Source organism: Methylocella tundrae, assembly GCF_901905185.1.
GTDB classification, from domain to species: domain Bacteria; phylum Pseudomonadota; class Alphaproteobacteria; order Rhizobiales; family Beijerinckiaceae; genus Methylocapsa; species Methylocapsa tundrae.
In genome coordinates this window covers 32764-48251 of the sequence record NZ_CABFMQ020000087.1, presented here as the reverse complement: position 1 = coordinate 48251, position 15488 = coordinate 32764, and the positions used below count along the sequence as shown (strand labels likewise).

General features: G+C 63.3%; 14 protein-coding genes. 5 read left to right on the top strand and 9 right to left on the bottom strand.

Annotated features, from left to right (window positions below; all coding sequences use genetic code 11):
* Window positions 1-86 precede the first annotated feature (86 nt).
* Window positions 87-728, bottom strand: coding sequence for an HD domain-containing protein (locus tag MPC4_RS12605; RefSeq protein WP_174512819.1), 642 nt, complete (start codon window positions 726-728; stop codon window positions 87-89).
* 162 nt (window positions 729-890) lie between these two features.
* On the opposite strand from MPC4_RS12605, the gene MPC4_RS12600 reads away from it, so the two are divergent.
* From MPC4_RS12600 to MPC4_RS12590, 3 genes are all read left to right on the top strand, one after another.
* Window positions 891-1871 (top strand): GlxA family transcriptional regulator, encoded by a 981-nt coding sequence (locus MPC4_RS12600; RefSeq protein WP_174512818.1) that lies wholly within the window; start codon window positions 891-893, stop codon window positions 1869-1871.
* Window positions 1872-1952: 81 nt separating this feature from the next.
* Window positions 1953-2831, top strand: a complete 879-nt coding sequence (gene pdxY, locus MPC4_RS12595) for a pyridoxal kinase (protein WP_244628994.1) — start codon at window positions 1953-1955, stop codon at window positions 2829-2831.
* A gap of 77 nt (window positions 2832-2908) precedes the next feature.
* Window positions 2909-3742: an RNA methyltransferase gene (locus MPC4_RS12590; RefSeq protein WP_134487198.1), complete on the top strand. Its 834-nt coding sequence runs from the start codon at window positions 2909-2911 to the stop codon at window positions 3740-3742.
* On the opposite strand, the gene MPC4_RS12585 is transcribed toward MPC4_RS12590, so the two are convergent.
* Entirely contained in the window at window positions 3715-5139 is a 1425-nt protein-coding gene (locus MPC4_RS12585; protein WP_174512816.1) for an MFS transporter, read from the bottom strand. The two genes, MPC4_RS12590 and MPC4_RS12585, sit on opposite strands and share 28 nt — an antisense overlap.
* 137 nt (window positions 5140-5276) lie before the next feature.
* Here MPC4_RS12585 and murI point away from each other — a divergent pair, with 137 nt between their 5' ends.
* Both murI and trxC read left to right on the top strand, forming a co-directional pair.
* Window positions 5277-6113: a glutamate racemase gene (gene murI / locus MPC4_RS12580; RefSeq protein ID WP_174512815.1), complete on the top strand. Its 837-nt coding sequence runs from the start codon at window positions 5277-5279 to the stop codon at window positions 6111-6113.
* Window positions 6114-6163: 50 nt separating this feature from the next.
* Entirely contained in the window at window positions 6164-6607 is a 444-nt protein-coding gene (trxC, locus tag MPC4_RS12575; protein ID WP_174512814.1) for a thioredoxin TrxC, read from the top strand.
* 38 nt (window positions 6608-6645) lie between these two features.
* Here trxC and xseA read toward each other — a convergent pair whose 3' ends face one another.
* The 7 genes from xseA to MPC4_RS12540 form a co-directional block, all read right to left on the bottom strand.
* Window positions 6646-8253 (bottom strand): exodeoxyribonuclease VII large subunit, encoded by a 1608-nt coding sequence (xseA, locus tag MPC4_RS12570; protein ID WP_174512813.1) that lies wholly within the window; start codon window positions 8251-8253, stop codon window positions 6646-6648.
* 68 nt (window positions 8254-8321) lie between these two features.
* Window positions 8322-9035: an anti-sigma factor gene (locus MPC4_RS12565; protein ID WP_174512812.1), complete on the bottom strand. Its 714-nt coding sequence runs from the start codon at window positions 9033-9035 to the stop codon at window positions 8322-8324.
* Window positions 9032-9589 carry a sigma-70 family RNA polymerase sigma factor gene (locus MPC4_RS12560; protein ID WP_244628993.1) on the bottom strand — a complete coding sequence of 186 codons (558 nt, stop codon included), beginning with the start codon at window positions 9587-9589 and terminating at the stop codon, window positions 9032-9034. Before MPC4_RS12560 ends, MPC4_RS12565 begins: the two co-directional genes overlap by 4 nt.
* Window positions 9590-9700: 111 nt before the next feature.
* Complete coding sequence (locus tag MPC4_RS12555) at window positions 9701-11398, bottom strand: cation:proton antiporter domain-containing protein (protein WP_174512811.1); 1698 nt, start codon at window positions 11396-11398, stop codon at window positions 9701-9703.
* Between the two features lie 278 nt (window positions 11399-11676).
* Window positions 11677-12996, bottom strand: a complete 1320-nt coding sequence (locus tag MPC4_RS12550; RefSeq protein WP_244628992.1) for a DUF3422 family protein — start codon at window positions 12994-12996, stop codon at window positions 11677-11679.
* A 126-nt stretch (window positions 12997-13122) separates the two neighbouring features.
* Window positions 13123-14022, bottom strand: a complete 900-nt coding sequence (locus tag MPC4_RS12545; RefSeq protein ID WP_134487218.1) for a LysR family transcriptional regulator — start codon at window positions 14020-14022, stop codon at window positions 13123-13125.
* Window positions 14019-15488 (bottom strand): glycoside hydrolase family 15 protein, encoded by a 1470-nt coding sequence (locus MPC4_RS12540; protein WP_174512810.1) that lies wholly within the window; start codon window positions 15486-15488, stop codon window positions 14019-14021. Before MPC4_RS12540 ends, MPC4_RS12545 begins: the two co-directional genes overlap by 4 nt.

Here is a 15488-nt window from a genome sequence, read left to right as displayed (position 1 = left end):
TGCTGGTCGGGGCAAGACTGCGAACGCCCCGCATCATCCGTAGAGATGGCGAGGCGCTCTGGTCGTAGATCGGCCGGTCTGGCGGGTTAGCTCGGCCAGGCCGAATTCAAAATCACGCTGCAGAAATTGCCGCGCCTGAAGCTCGGATCTTTGAATTCGATGACGTCCGCCTTGACGTTGCCGAAGGTCGTCTCCGGCTTGTGTTTGATTCCATCATAAAACGTGTTGATGATGCCCTGCTTGAAATGGTCGCCGCGCGGATGAGCGGCGACGATTTCCTGGCGTTCCCTATCTTTGAATCCCGCATAGTCGAGCCCCAGCACATCCATCTCGACGCCCGCTGTGAGGAGCGCGATTTCGGGCTTCATATGTTGCGGAATGCCTGGCGTGGTGTGCAGCGCGATCGCCGTCCAGACGATGTCGATATCGTTTTGTGAAATGCCGTGACGGCGCAGAAAATCGCGCGCGGTGTTGGCGCCATCCACTTCGAAACGCTCGGTTGCGCTGCTATGGGCGTGAGTCAGGCCCATATCGTGAAACATTGCGCCCGCATAAAGTAATTCCGGATCATATTTCAGCCCTCTGCGATTGCCGGAGAGGGCGCCGAAGAAAAAGACCCGCGAGGAATGGTGAAAGAGCAACGGGGACTCGGTGTCCCGCACCAGTTCGGTGATCTCCCGGGCAAGTTTACTGTCAGGCTTCTTAACGCCTGCGATCTCTAGCGACATGTCATCCTCCTGATGTCTAATGGGCGGCGGGCTTTGTCCTTCAGTGGATCAGTGCGCGCCGTTCCGTCCATTGAAGCGGAGGGGCTTGATGGCATCAATTGACGTAATACGATGAATTCTGCCATATTGCGATCCTGTCGGCCATGGGCGGGGCGATTTTCGATGAAGCTGATGTCGATCCTTGCGATGCCCGGGGTGCAATTGCTCGACGTCTCGGGGCCACTCGACGTTTTTGCGGAGGCGAATGCGCAGTCCGGCCGCGAGGCTTACCGTTTACGCGTGGTCGCCAGCATCGACGGGCCGATCCGCAGTTCGTCCGGAATTCAGGTTCTTGCCGACCTCGTCGTCGGCCAGCCGGCCGCGCCTTCGGATACGCTGCTGATCGCCGGCGCACCCGGATTGGCTGAGGCTCGATTCGAACTTTCAACGCTCGAATGGGTGCGGAGCGAGGCGCTCGCAGCGCGCCGATATGGCTCCGTCTGCACGGGCGCTTTCCTGCTCGCCGCCGCTGGGCTTCTCGATGGGCGCCGCGCCACGACGCATTGGGCCGCGGCGAAAAAGCTGGCTTCCGGCTATCCGGCGGTTCTCGTCGAGGAGGACGCCATCTATCTGGCGGACGGACCGCTGCGAACGGCGGCCGGCGTCACGGCCGGCATGGATCTCGCTTTGGCGCTTGTTGAAGAGGATTTTGGCCGCGATCTGGCAATGAAGATCGCCAGTCAGCTCGTCATGTATTTCAAGCGCCCCGGCGGCCAGATGCAATTCAGCCGCCGGGGCGAGGCGGCGCCGTCCGGCCGCTCCGCTCTACAGGAGGTGCAACGTTGGATCGCCGCAAACCCGTCCGGCGATCACGCGGTCGAAAACCTTGCCGCGCGCGCAGGCGTCAGCGCGCGCCATTTCGCGCGGCTGTTTAGATCGGAGGTCGGCATGACCCCAGCGGCCTATGTGGAAATCGCCCGGGTCGACGCTGCGCGGCGCCTCCTTGAATCAGGGGCCGAGGCGCCAAAGCAGGTCGCCGCCCATTGCGGCTTCGCCAGCGCCGACACCTTGCGGCGCGCTTTCGTGCGTCATGTCGGCGTGACGCCGGCTGACTATCGCAAGAGTTTTGGCCGGCCCGACATGCGGTTGAGGGCGCTCGCGTGACGCTGAACGTCCGGCGCGCGCTCGCCCATCGCGACAAATCTCTCTATAAGAGCGGACGACGACAAATTACGGGATATGGACGTGGAGAGCTCTGAAGCGAGGCAGGAGCCACCGGGCTCTATAGGCCCGGGGCCGCATGTCATCTCGATCCAGAGCCAGGTCGTCCATGGTCATGTCGGCAATAGCGTGGCGGCCTTTCCGATGCAGACGCTCGGGCTGACGGTCGCCGCCGTCCCGACGACGTTGCTTTCGAATCATCCTCTCTATCCGACGATGCGCGGGCGCGTCCTGGAGCCTTCACTCGTCGAAGATCTCCTTCGTGGCGTCGAAGAGCGCGGGCTCGTTGAGGCTTCCAAAGCAATGCTCACCGGCTATCTCGGCTCCGCCCGTGTCGGCGCCGTCGTCGCGGAATTCATCGGCCGGGCCAAGGCGCGAAATCCCGATCTCCTTTACATCTGCGACCCCGTGATCGGGGATGACGGGCCTGGCGTTTTCGTCGCCGAGGAGATTATCGAGATCATTCGCGACCGCCTTGCGCCAGCGGCCTCGATCATTACGCCGAATCAGTTCGAGCTTGAACTTCTGACGCAGGCGCCTGCGCGCAGCATCATGGATTTGCACGTCGCCGCGGCGGGTTTCAGCCAGCGCGGGCCGATGCGCCTCGTCGTGACGGGATGCACGCTGATCGATACGCCAGCCGGCCACATCGAGACCATCGTCTACGATCACGGCGCTCTTCATCGCATCGCGACGCAGCGGCTTCCGATCAAACCGAACGGCGCGGGCGATCTTTTCGCCGGGCTGTTCGTCGCTCATCTCGCCAACGGGGCTGACCTCCTGCGCGCGGCTGAAGCCGCGACGGCCGGCGTCTTCAAAGTTCTGCAAAGAACCCTGGCCGAGCATTCTTATGAGCTGCAGATTTCACCCTCGGATTTTCTCCCCGGCTGCAGGGCGCCTTGAGCCGGCGATTGCCTTTGTGCGTCCATTGAGGCAACACCGGCCTTTCGCAAGTCGAACACTTCAAGGCATGACGCACGATGACCGGCGCTGGAACAGATCGAACCAAGAAAAGCGCCGAGGGCGGACCCGCGGTTATATTGGTGCGCCCGCAGCTCGCCGTGAATATCGGCATGTGCGCCCGGGCGATGGCGAATTTCGGCCTCTCTGATCTGCGCCTCGTTTCGCCGCGCGAAGGCTGGCCGCGCACGGGAGCCTTGAAGAAAGGCGCCAACGCCGCCGCTGCGGGCGCCGTGCATCTGCTCGAGGGCGCGAAGCTCTTCGACACGCTGGAAGAGGCCGTCGCCGACCTCAATTTCGTTTATGCGACGACAGCGCGGGAACGGGGGCAACACAAGCCCGTCCTCACGCCTTTTGAGGCGATGCCGGAGGCCGCTCGAGCCATCGCGGCGGGGGAGAAAAGGGGCGTGCTGTTCGGGCCGGAACGAACCGGCCTCTCCAACGACGAAGTTGCTGTAGCCGATATGATCATCACCTTTCCGGTGAACCCGGCCTATGCCTCGCTCAATCTCGCACAGGCTGTGCTTCTCGTCGGCTATGAATGGATGCGCGCCTCAACGGAGGCGAAAGCGCCGTTTGTCGCGGATGCGCGCTCGCCCGCCGCCCCGCGCGAAATGGTGCTCTCCTTCTTCGCCTATATCGAAGGCGAACTTGAGCGCGCGGGATTCTTCCGTCCGATCGGCAAGGCGCCCGTTATGCGGCGCAACTTGCGGAATATCTTTCATCGCTTGAGTCTGAGCCAACAGGATGTCAGCACGCTGCGCGGCATGTTCGTCAGGCTTGTCGAAGGGCCGCGCGCTGAGAAGGCCGCAAAGACGGCGCAGACTCAATCGGAGGATGAAGATAAAGGCTGAGCGACGCTTTCGAGAGGCTTGCCTTCCGCCGCGACGCCGAAAAACCATTGGACGATGGCGGCGATCAGCATCAAGGCGGCCCCAATAAGATAGCCGATGAAAACGCTGCCGCGTGAGCCGGTGGCGATCAGCGCGCCGAGCAGATAGGGCGCGCCGGCGCCCCCGATCGCGGTTCCCATTGCGTAAAAGACGGCGATGGCGAGCGCCCTGATTTCGACCGGAAAGGTCTCGGACACAGTCAGGTAGGCGGCGCCCGCCGCCGCTGATGCAAAGAAGAAGATCGTCATCCAGGCGATCGTCTGCTGCGTCGCATCGATAAGGCCATGCGCGAACAGCCAGCCGCTGGCGGCGAGGAGAAGCCCCGAGAGGGCGTAGGTGAGCGCGATCATCGGCCTGCGGCCGATCGAATCGAACAGCGGACCGAGAATCAGCGGACCCAGCACATTGCCAAGAGCGAAAGGGAGAATATACCAGCCGACATGATGCGATTCGACGCCATAGAATCTGGTGAGAACCAGCGCATAGGTGAAAAAAATCGCATTATAGAAAAAAGCCTGCGCCGCCATCAGCGTGAGGCCGACAAGCGCGCGCTGGCGATAGGTGACGAAAAGCGTATGGAAGACCTCTTTCAGCGGCGTAAACTTGCGCGGGCGTATGCGCATCGGCTTCGTATCGGCGCTGCTCTCAGGCGCGCGTCTGGCCTTCGTCTCAATGTCGCCGGTGATGCGTTCGGCTTCCTCCGCCTGCCCATGAATCACGAGCCAGCGCGGGCTTTCGGGAATCCATGCGCGCAGCAACAGGATGACAAGACCCAGCGCCGACCCGATCAGGAAGGCGAGGCGCCAGCCGATTTCAGGGTTGATGATGGCGGGATCGAGCAGAACAATAGAGCTTGCCGCCCCGAGCGCGCCGCCGATCCAGAACGAGCCGTTTATGGCAAGGTCCGTCCGGCCGCGATAGCGCGCGGGAATCATCTCCTGAATGGTCGAATTGACGGCGCTATATTCGCCGCCGATGCCGGCGCCCGTCAAAAGCCGGAACAGACAAAAGCTCGCAAGATTCCAGCTGAGCGCGGTCGCCGCGGCCGAGACGAGATAGAGTCCAAGGGTCACGAAAAACAATAATCGGCGGCCGAGCCGGTCGGTCATCCAGCCGAACAAAAGCGCCCCCGTCACGGCGCCGATGAGGTAGATGCTCGAAGCGAGACCGACGTCGGCCTCGGAAAAATGCAGGCGGGGGCTGGCTACCAGAGCGCCCGAAACCGAGCCTGCGAGCGTCACTTCCAGCCCGTCCAGCACCCATGTGACGCCGAGCGCGACGACGACGAGCGTGTGGAATTTGTTCCAGCGCAAGCGGTCGAGCCGGGCCGGAACGAATGTTTCTACGACGTCCGCCATCTTTGTGTCTTGTTTCATTCCGATCAAGGATGTCTTAACCATTCGCGCCTGCATTTTCGGCCACAGCCTGGCTTTGCAGGTCGCTCCCGCCGCCAGAATAAGTTAGGAAAGGCCTGAACATCGCACCGGTTCCATTCATGTCCCGCGCGCCGCGAATTCTTGTGTTCGATTCTGGCCTTGGGGGCCTCACCGTCTTCGTCGAGGTGGCGCGCTTGCGTCCGGACGCGGAGTTCGTCTACGCGGCGGACGAGGCGGGCTTTCCCTATGGCGCCTTGCCGGAATCGGCGCTGGCGCCGCGCGTTCTCAGCGTCATCGGGCGGCTGATCGAAACTTACGCGCCGGACGTCGCCGTCATCGCCTGCAATACGGCCTCGACTTTGGTGCTGCCGCATTTGCGCTCAGCGTTTCCCACGCTGCCCTTCGTCGGCACTGTCCCGGCGATCAAACCCGCGGCGTATCAATCGCGCTCGAAGGTGATTTCCGTGCTGGCGACGCCGGGCACGGTCGCGCGCGATTACACACACGACCTCGTGCGCACCTATGCCGCCGATTGCAGCGTCACGCTGATTGGATCGAGCGCCCTCGCGAGCCTCGCGGAAGCTTTTATGCAGGGCGAGGCGCCCTCCGACAAGGCTATCCTGCGGGAGATAGCGCCGGCTTTCGTCGAGGACGGCGGACAGCGCACGGATAGCATCGCGCTCGCCTGCACCCATTATCCTTTGTTGATCGAACAGTTTGAGCGGCTTGCGCCGTGGCCTGTGACATGGATCGACCCGGCCCCAGCCATCGCCCGCCGGACGGACCACGTTCTCGAAGATCTGGGGTTCAGGCTCGACACGGGCGAGCCTCCTGCAAATCCGGCGCTGGCGCTTTTCACGGGCGCCGCGGAGCCCGGGCCAAAACTGCGCGAGGCGCTGCGCCGACGCGGCATCGACAGGGTCGCTCTGGAGCCGATGCCGCTGGTTTTTGCGTGAATTGCGTGGAGCGTCGTCCTCGATCCGAATTGTGAATGGAGTTTCAGGATATGGACGCCACCGCCAGGAACATCGTCTGTGCGCATTGCCAGGCCGTCAATCGCGTGCCCGGCGACCGCGACCCGAAACAAGGCAAATGCGGGCGCTGCGGCAAGCCGCTCTTTGAAGGGCATCCATTCGCCACTGGGGGCGCAGCATTTGACAAGCAGATTGACCGCAGCGACGTCCCGGTGGTGGTCGATTTCTGGGCGGATTGGTGCGGCCCATGCAAGATGATGGCGCCCGCCTATGAGCAGGTCGCGCTGGAACTCGAACCGAACTTTCGCTTCCTCAAGGTCGATACCGAAGCGGAACAGGCGCTTGCCGCGCGCTATAATATCAGGAGCATTCCCACGCTGATGGTGTTTCGCCACGGAGCCATTCTGGCCCAGCGGGCGGGCGCGCTCGACCGCAATTCCTTGCGCGCCTGGCTGACGCAGATCCCTGTCGGGTGAGTCTGGCGCGGCAAGACAAACTCAGCCGACGAAACGCCCTAAAACAGTGAGCCCTGTCCGCGCTCTTTCCGGGTTTTTTTGTTGTCCGGCGCCGTGCCGCGGCTGGATTTTGCGGGGCCTGTCGCCTGGCCTGCCTCTTGCGGCGGCCCGGCGATCGCGCTTTTGCGGCCGTCCGCGAATTCTATGTCGAGGAGCGCGCCATCCGCGATCCCGGCCGCCAGACGCAGCGGCTTGTTCTCGGCGTCCCGAACCAGGGCAAAACCGCGCGCAAGAACGTTCTTGTATCCGAGGCTGACGAGTAACTGGTCGAAGCGTCTAAGCTCCGCCCGCCGCCAGGCGATTCCTCCGCGAAATGCATGCGCCATGCGCCCGGCCAGCGCGTCCAGCCGGCGCCGCGCCGCCGCTGCTCTTTCCTGCTCCATGCGAACGCTGGAAATCCGGGCATTGACCAGCCGGCTGCCGAGAGCTCTGATCCTTTCGCCGCGCCGGTCGGCGCCGGTCGCAAGAGCGCGGCGCATACGCTGCTCCAACGCTGAAAGGCGCTCGCCAGCTCGGCTAAGGCGGGCCTGCGGCGATTGCCGCGCGAGGCGCTGGGACAGCTTTCCGAGCGCGATGCGTTGACGGTCATGCGTGCGAAGCACCGCGCCCGAAAGGCGCCGGGAGGCATGATCGAGCCTCTGGCGCGGCAAAGCGAGGATCTCTTCGGCTTGCGGCAGGGCGCGGAAAAGCGCGCGCGCTTCGGCGCGGCGCCGCTCGATGAACCGCGCCATCGCGCCGGCATGCCGGCGCTCGAGATCGGCGAGGGCGGCGATGAGCTCCAGCCGCACGGGGACCGCCTTTTCGGCGGCGCCGGTCGGCGTCGGCGCACGAAGATCCGCGACGTGGTCGATCAGCGTCCAGTCCGTTTCGTGACCGATGGCGGAGATCAGGGGGATGAGGCTCGCCGCCGCCGCGCGAACGACGATCTCCTCGTTAAAGCTCCAAAGATCCTCAAGCGAGCCGCCGCCCCGCGCCACGATGAGCACGTCGGGCCTTGCCAATGAGCCATCGGAGGGCAGGGCGCTGAAACCCGCTATCGCCGCCGCGATTTCCGCCGCCGAGGTCTCGCCCTGCACGCGCACCGGCCAGACCAGCACATGGCGCGGGAAGCGATCGGCGATGCGGTGAAGAATATCACGGATGACGGCGCCGGTCGGCGAAGTCACGACGCCGATCCGCAGCGGCAAAAAGGGCAGAGCGCGCTTGCGCGCCTCGTCGAACAGGCCTTCGGCCGCAAGCGTGCGGCGGCGCTCCTCGAACAGCGCCATGAGCGCGCCGACGCCAGCCGGCTCGATCGCCTCGATGATGATCTGATAGCTCGATTTGCCCGGAAAGGTCGTAATCTTGCCGGTCGCGACGACTTCGAGACCCTCCTGCGGTTTGACCCGCAGGCGTGAAAAAACGCCTTTCCAGATCACGGCGTCTATGCGGGCGGAGGCGTCCTTGAGGCAGAAATAGGCATGGCCCGAGGAATGCGGCCCGCGATAATTGGAAATTTCGCCGCGCAGACGCACGAAACCGAAGCGATCCTCGATGGTTCGCTTCAAGGCGTTGGAGAGTTCCGAAACGCTGAGTTCGGGGGCGTTGGTCGCTGACGCTTCAGGCATAAGGGCTCGACTCTCGGCCATCAAGGTGGCTCTGGCGCATCAAAATCAATCGCGCCGTTGCAGAAGCGTCATTCCTTGATCAGTTGACCAGAGTAAACGACGGGGCCGGTCGGATCGCCGCTGGGAGAGCCGCCCTCAGGCTCGACTGTCACGGCGAAGCTCGCCTTGTCCAGCGAAAGGCCCGCCGGAAGCGGCATTTTGATCGCATTGCCGCCGACGAGTCCCATGGATTTCGGCGCCTTGCCCGCCCCGATATACCAAAGCTCGAGGCTTTTCCCGGATGGCGTTTGTGTGGAGACGGGGCGCACATAGACGCTTCCGGTGGCGAGATCGACGCGAACGACCAGCGCCGGCAGGTCGCCGCCGCGGTTGACGACCGCGACATAGGTCGGCTGCACGGCGGGATGCATCAATTGGCGGTCGAGAATGAAGACTGCAAGTCCGGCGGCGAGAGCGCCCGCCGCGAGCGCCGCGGCGCGCCAGCGATTGAGCGAACGGCGAAGCGCGGTCGGCGGAGCCGATGAGTCGTCGGCGCGGCCGCCCTCAAGGACGCCGAATGGCCGCGGCGAAGGCAGCGCGCCCTCGATCCGTTCCCAGACGCCCGGCGAGGGAGCCACTTCGGCCACGGCGACGCTCAGCGGAGCGAGACGCTGCTCCCACGCGGCGACGGCGGCCCTTGTGTCCGCATCGTGTACGAGGACGCTGGTAAACAGCGTCCGCTCATCCGCGTGCAGCGTGCCGAGCACATATTCCGCGGCCAGGATCTCGCGTTCCTCGGTCATGATGTCGGTTCCAGACACGCCTTTAAGGCCGTGAGGCTGCGGTGCAGCCAGGTCTTGATTGTGCTCACCGGCTTGCCGAAACGAACCGCAAGTTCGTCGCGCGAATAGCCTTCATAGTAAGCCAGGAGAACGCAGCTGCGGCTCGGCTCCTCGATCTCGCCGAGGCAATGGCGGAGCGCCGCGACGTCCATGAGATCAGCCTCGACATTGCGCGGGCCAGCGATCTTTTCCCACCAATCGCCATCGTCCCCGCCGACCGGAACCGCCGTCAGGCTCTTTTGACGCAATATGTCGATCGTTCGGTTGCGCGCGATTGAGCTCAGCCAGGCGAGGGGCGAACCGGACTCCGGCGCGTAGGCGCCTGCGTTGCGCCAGACCCTGAGATAGACGTCTTGTAAAATATCTTCCGCCAGAGACCTGTTGCGGATGATACGCAAGATGATCGCGAAAAGTTTCGCTGATGTCTGATCGTAAAGCGCCCGAAAGGCGTTGCGATCTTCGCCCGCGACCGCGACGATCAGATCTGCGAGCCCGGTGTTGTCGATGCCCGGCAAAAGCGCTTCCCCCCGACCTGTGTCCGCCTGGGCGAACTGCGATGCCGAACTCTAGCAAAAAACCCGTTCGGCGCCAGCACTGCTCCTATCAACGGGCGTCGGCGTGAAAAGTTACGTCTTGGCGCGGCCAAAGCGCTCGAGCACATAGCGCGTCATGCTTTTTGCGAGTTCCTGCTCGCCGAGGAAGATCGTCGCGGCCTGTTCTTGCCGCAACAGCGTCGCTTCCTCCTCGTTGTGGGTGCGCACGACGGTCTCGATTGCCGGATTGACCTTGGCGGCGATGGCGAGCATTTGCCGGATATCGAGCGAGTCGGGCGTTGCGATGACGAGCACGCTCGCCTTGGCGATATGGGCCTGGATCAGCACCGCCATATCAGCGGCGTCGCCGGAGACGGCGGGAATCCCCTTTTCGCGGCAATGCTCGACGATTTCACGATTTTGCTCGACCACTACGAATGGAATTCCGGCTTCGGCCAAGGCCGCGCCAATTCGCCGCCCCACTCGCCCATAGCCGACGATGATGCATTGCTTGGCGAGATATTTATCCTCGGTCGACATGGGAAGTTCGGCCAGAGGATCGTCGGGCCTCTCGACAAGGCGGGCGAGCTCCGATTTCGATTTGATCCAGCGCTGGATCGGCTCCAGCGCCTCAAATACCAGCGAGTTCAACGTAATCGAAATCAGGGCGCCGGCCAGGATGAGATTTTGTCCCTCATGCGGCAGAAGGCCAAGCTTCATGCCGAGACCCGCCAGAATGAAAGAAAATTCGCCGATCTGCGCGAGGCTCGCCGAAACCGTCAGGGCCGTGTTGAGCGGATAGCGGAACATCAAGACGAGGGCCGCCGCCGCGAGCGACTTGCCGACGATGATGATGCCGACCACCGCGAGGATGCGCAAAGGCTGGTCGATCAATACCTTGGGGTCGAACAGCATGCCGACCGAAACAAAGAACAACACCGAGAAGGCGTCGCGCAAGGGGAGCGATTCCTCGGCGGCGCGGTGGCTGAATTCGGATTCTCGGATGACCATGCCGGCGAAAAATGCGCCAAGGGCAAAAGAAACGCCGAATAATTCGGCTGCGCCATAGGCAAGGCTGACCGCCGCGGCGACGACGCAAAGCGTGAAGAGCTCGCGCGAGCCGGTACGCGCGACCTGCCACAAAAGCCAGGGGAAGACGCGGCGGCCCACCACCAGCATCACCGTTACGAAGCCGGCGATCTTTGCGACGGTAATCTCGAGCGTCCACCAGAGATCCGGGCCGGCGCCAACGGCGGCGTGGCCGCCGAGAACGCCGGACAGCGGCGGCAACAGTACGAGGACAAGCACCATGGCTAGATCCTCGACGATCAGCCAGCCGACGGCGATGCGCCCGTTCGTCGTGTCGAGGACGCCGCGGTTCTCCAGCGCCTTCAGCAGCACGACCGTGCTGGCGACGGAAAGGGCAAGGCCGAACACCAAAGCGCCTCCAAGGCCCCATCCCCAGTAGAGGGCGAGGGCGGCGCCCAAAGCCGTCGCCACGGCGATCTGCAAAATCGCCCCGGGCAGCGCGACTTTGCGCACGTCCCACAGGTCTTCGAGGGAAAAATGCAGCCCGACGCCGAACATCAAAAGCATCACGCCGATTTCGGCGAGTTGGGAGGCGATCTCGCCATTGGCCACGAAGCCGGGCGAAAAAGGACCAATGATGACGCCCGCCAGAAGATAGCCGACCAGTGCGGGCAGCTTCAGCTTCGCCGCGAAAAATCCGAAGATAAGCGCGACGCCAAAGGCGGCGGCGACCGTCGTGATGAGCGGAACTGCGTGTTGCACTTATGCTCTCCTGCCTCGCCCCGTTCGGGCGCGCGTCAAATCCCGCATTCCGCGCTCAAGCATGATGCCGAAAAAGTTGCCGACTTCCGGATCCACATCATGCGTCAAACAAGGGCTCAAAGAGCAGAATGCGATTCCCGGGCAGGCCGGCTGATCAGGCTGCATCGTCGCACCGCCTCAAACACGCGTCGACCTTCGCGATATGCCAGCAAGGACCGGCGCGATCAACCATGATAGCGTCAGCGTGACCGTTGACGAAGGCTGACTCGGCGGCAAGATCAATCGACGGGATGGCGTCCGCGCAGGCGGCGGACGTTCCACCAGACCAGAACGGCGACGAACGGCACGATGATTGCGGTCGCCAGCGCCGGGTCCAGCGCGTGCTCCTGCTGATGGACGCCTTCGAGAATGAGATGTGCGATCGAGGAGATGTAATAAGTAATGGCCGCGACGGACAGCCCTTCGACGGTCTGCTGCAGACGCAGTTGCATGCGCACGCGCTCGTTCATGTTCCGCAACAGATCCTGATTTTGGCTTTCCAGTTCGACTTCGACGCGCGTTCGCAGCAACTGCGCTGCGCGTACGAGCTTTTGCGACAGATTGTCCTGGCGCGCCTCGATCGCCGCGCAGGTTCGGATCGCAGGAGTGAGGCGGCGGGCGAGGAACGCGGCCAGCGTCGGCACGTCAGCCAGGGCGCGTTCGCCAATCGATTCAAGACGCAGGTTCAGCAAATCATAATATGCCCTCGTCGCGCCGAAGCGATAAAGGCTCTGCGCGGCGGCGGTTTCGAGTTCGGCGGCAAGCGCGTTGAGCCGGTTCAGCAATTGCCGGCTCACGTCCAGACCTTCGCTGTCGCGCATACGCCCGATCAATTGCGGCAGTTCGGCTTCGATGTGGCTGATCTCAGGAGCAAGATCCTGCGCGCGCGGCAGGCCGAGCAGCGCAAGCGTGCGATAGGTTTCGAGTTCGAGCAGCCGTTGCGCCAGCGCTCCCGCCTCGACCTCGGTGAGCTTGCGATCCAGGACGAGAATGCGGACGAAGCCGAAGACGTCGGCATGAAAGTCAGTCGCGACGATCGCCGCGCCGTGGGAGACTTCCGACGCGGCCAATTCGCTTTGCCCGAAAAGACGCCGCCAGCTGTCGCCGATCTTGGCTTCCGGCAGCACGTCGAGATCAATGGCGACGAGGAGGGGCCCTGGCTGCGGCAGCATGCGCATGACGCGCGAGAGCTCGCCCGCATCGGGCCGGAACGCCGTCTTCTCAGCGTCGCCGGCGCCGGCGCCGACCTCCTGTGGAAACTCCCAGGTATAAGTGACGAATTCGCCGTGCCGCTCCCAGCGCAGCACAGTCGGGGCGAGTTCGACGCGATGATGTTTGGCGCCAGGCAGGGGCGCCTGCGCCGCGCGCTCGACGCAGAATTGCGCCAACGCCGCCTGCGCTTTCTCCGCCTCTTCGTGATTGGTCATGAAGGCGAAATGCAAAATGCGCTTGCAGCCGGCCATCGCCTCGAAAGGACGGGCGTGGACCTCGGCCAGCACGCGCGAGCGCAGGACGTGCTCTTTGAATCCGATATCGGCGGCGTCAGGTTTGTCCAGCACGCATCAGGTCCTTGCAGGGCGCGCCGCTGATCAATAGCCAGCGGAGCATTCGATTTGGCGATTATGCTCTCATACACGCCTGCGTATTGCAAAATTGCAAACGCGGCCTTTCCGCCGTTGATCGGATTAAATATCGACGCCTTCGGGCAGCGCCAGACGATTGGCTTCGGCGAGCAGGGCGCGCGAAAGCGGCGGCATCGGCTCGCGGCGCGGCAGCACCAGTCCGATCCTTTGCACCTCCTGCGGTTCGACAATGGGAATGGAGCGCAATGGTTCGCTGAGGCCGAGCACGTCGGCGAAGGTTTCCGGAATGATGCTGGCCCATTCCCCGGTGCGCACATGGGCGGCAAGGACCACCATCGAATTTGATTCGAGCATTGGCGGGCCAGGCGGCTCGACGCTTCCCAGCATGCGGTCGATGATGCGGCGATTTTGCATGTCGGGCGTCAACAGGCAGAGAGGGATCTGCGCGACCTCTTTCCAGGTGACGGAGGAGCGGTCGCCGAGCGGACGATGCGCGGAGGTCAGCAATCGATAGCGCTCATAGTAGAGCGGCGCCGTGCGAATCTGTCCGAGCGGCTCATTGTCGAGATAGGTGAGCCCCGCGTCGATCTGAAGATCATCGAGCATCGAGAGAATTTGGCGCGAGGTCTCCGACAGAATGGTGAAGCGAACGGCGGGGTGCTTTTGCAGGAAGGGCAGGGTGAGCCTTTGCACCATGCCGAGCGCGGTCGGCACCGCGGCGATCGTGAGATGGCCGGTGAGCGATGTCCTCGGCGCGCGCATTTCCTGGCGCATCGCCCGCGCGTCGCTGACGATGCGCTTCGCCCATTCGAGCACGCGCTCGCCGTCCGCCGTCATTCCATGAAAGCGCGAACTGCGATTGACGAGCAACACGCCCAGCGTATCTTCGAGCTGCTTGATGCCGGCCGACAGCGTCGGCTGAGTGACGCCGCAGCTTTCCGCGGCGCGGCTGAAATTGCGCTCGCGCGAGAGGGCGAGCAGGAACTCGAGCTTTTCGATCATGCCGAGGGCTCCGTCCGCTCGAGCTTGCGCAGAGCCTCGCCTCTGGTCGCATAGGCGCTGATAAAAGCGGCATGGCTCCAGGCGAGAGACTTCGCCGAAGTCTGGGCGCCGGTCGTCTGATCGAACTGTTCGGAGAGGTCGCCGCTCGAAGGCGTGAAGGCCGCTACCGTCGCCATGAACATATCTCCCCGCCGAAACAGCGCCTTGACCAGAGTTGAATGATGCGCGTCATCAAAATGACGGATCCCGAGCCGCCGGCAAATGTCGGAGCCGTGTCGACCCCATTCGAGAATGTCGGCGTCCGCCGCCGCCCCGGCCGCGCGAAAGTAGAATTCGGCGGCGCCTAGCGTTGAAAAATAATAGGCGCCGCCGCTGTAATAGGCGTCGCCTCGATAACGCCCCATCGCGGGCGCGCGATTTTGTATCGGCGGCTGATTGATCCTGTAGAGGCCGGCGAAAAGATCTTCCAGTTGCATCACGGTGGCGATGACGCGCGAGTCCAAAACGCTGTGGCTCCCCTGCTTGCGCCCGGAATGGATCACGGCGAGCAAGGTCGCTATGTCGAGATCCTTCTCGTGGCAAGCCGCGTTGGCGCTGATGCGGCTGCGGTGAAATCCCTGTTCCTCGCTCCAAAAATCATCCAGGCTGACGGCGATCGCGTGCGCCTCCGCGCGGTATGCGCGGCCGAGCTCTGCTTCTCCCGCCGCCGCGATCCAGAGGCCGCCCTGTTCGAGAGCCTCGCATTGCACGAGCTGGGTGTAGTAGTGGCGGCCGAGTTCCTCCTCCCATATGTCGAAGGATGGCTGGCGCCACCGCTTCAAAGTGAAATCGAGATCGCGCGACAGGAGCTGCTTTGCAAGAGCGAGCGCCTCTGCGTCTTTCGCCGCAACCGAGGCGCAAAACCGGGCGACGGAAAGCGCGCGTAACGCCGGCCCATCGTGCTGGGGGCGCGACCATTTCAGAATGTCGAAAGCGCCGTCTGGATCGAACCTCGGCTCGCCGAGAACGCTGTCGCCGGTAAGCGCGATAAACTCGCTGTCTGGGCGCACATATTGCAGAAAGAAAGGCTCGACCTTCGCACGGAAATCGCCGGCGCCTTTCAGAAAGTCGCGTCCGTCGAGCGTCGAGAGCGTAAGGCTGAAGCGCAGGAAATCCCTGAAATGGCCAAGGCCCTCCAGCTCGGTTACTTCGCCGCTCTCGATCAGGCTGCGCAGGGCGTCGACGATGACGGCCGAATCGCGCAGCCAGTGAAAGAAATAGTCCGGGTCTGGATCATAGGCGGCCATGACGGGCGAGGCCAGAATCGATCCTCTCGCAGGGCGAATAAAGCGGCCGAATCCACGCCGCTCCTTGACGATCTGAACTGCTGATATGGCGCTCATCATGGCTTTCGCCGAAAGGGGATATTGGCGCTCCATCCATCCCGTCAATTCCTGCCGCCAGGGCTCTTGCGCAAAAGCTTGCAT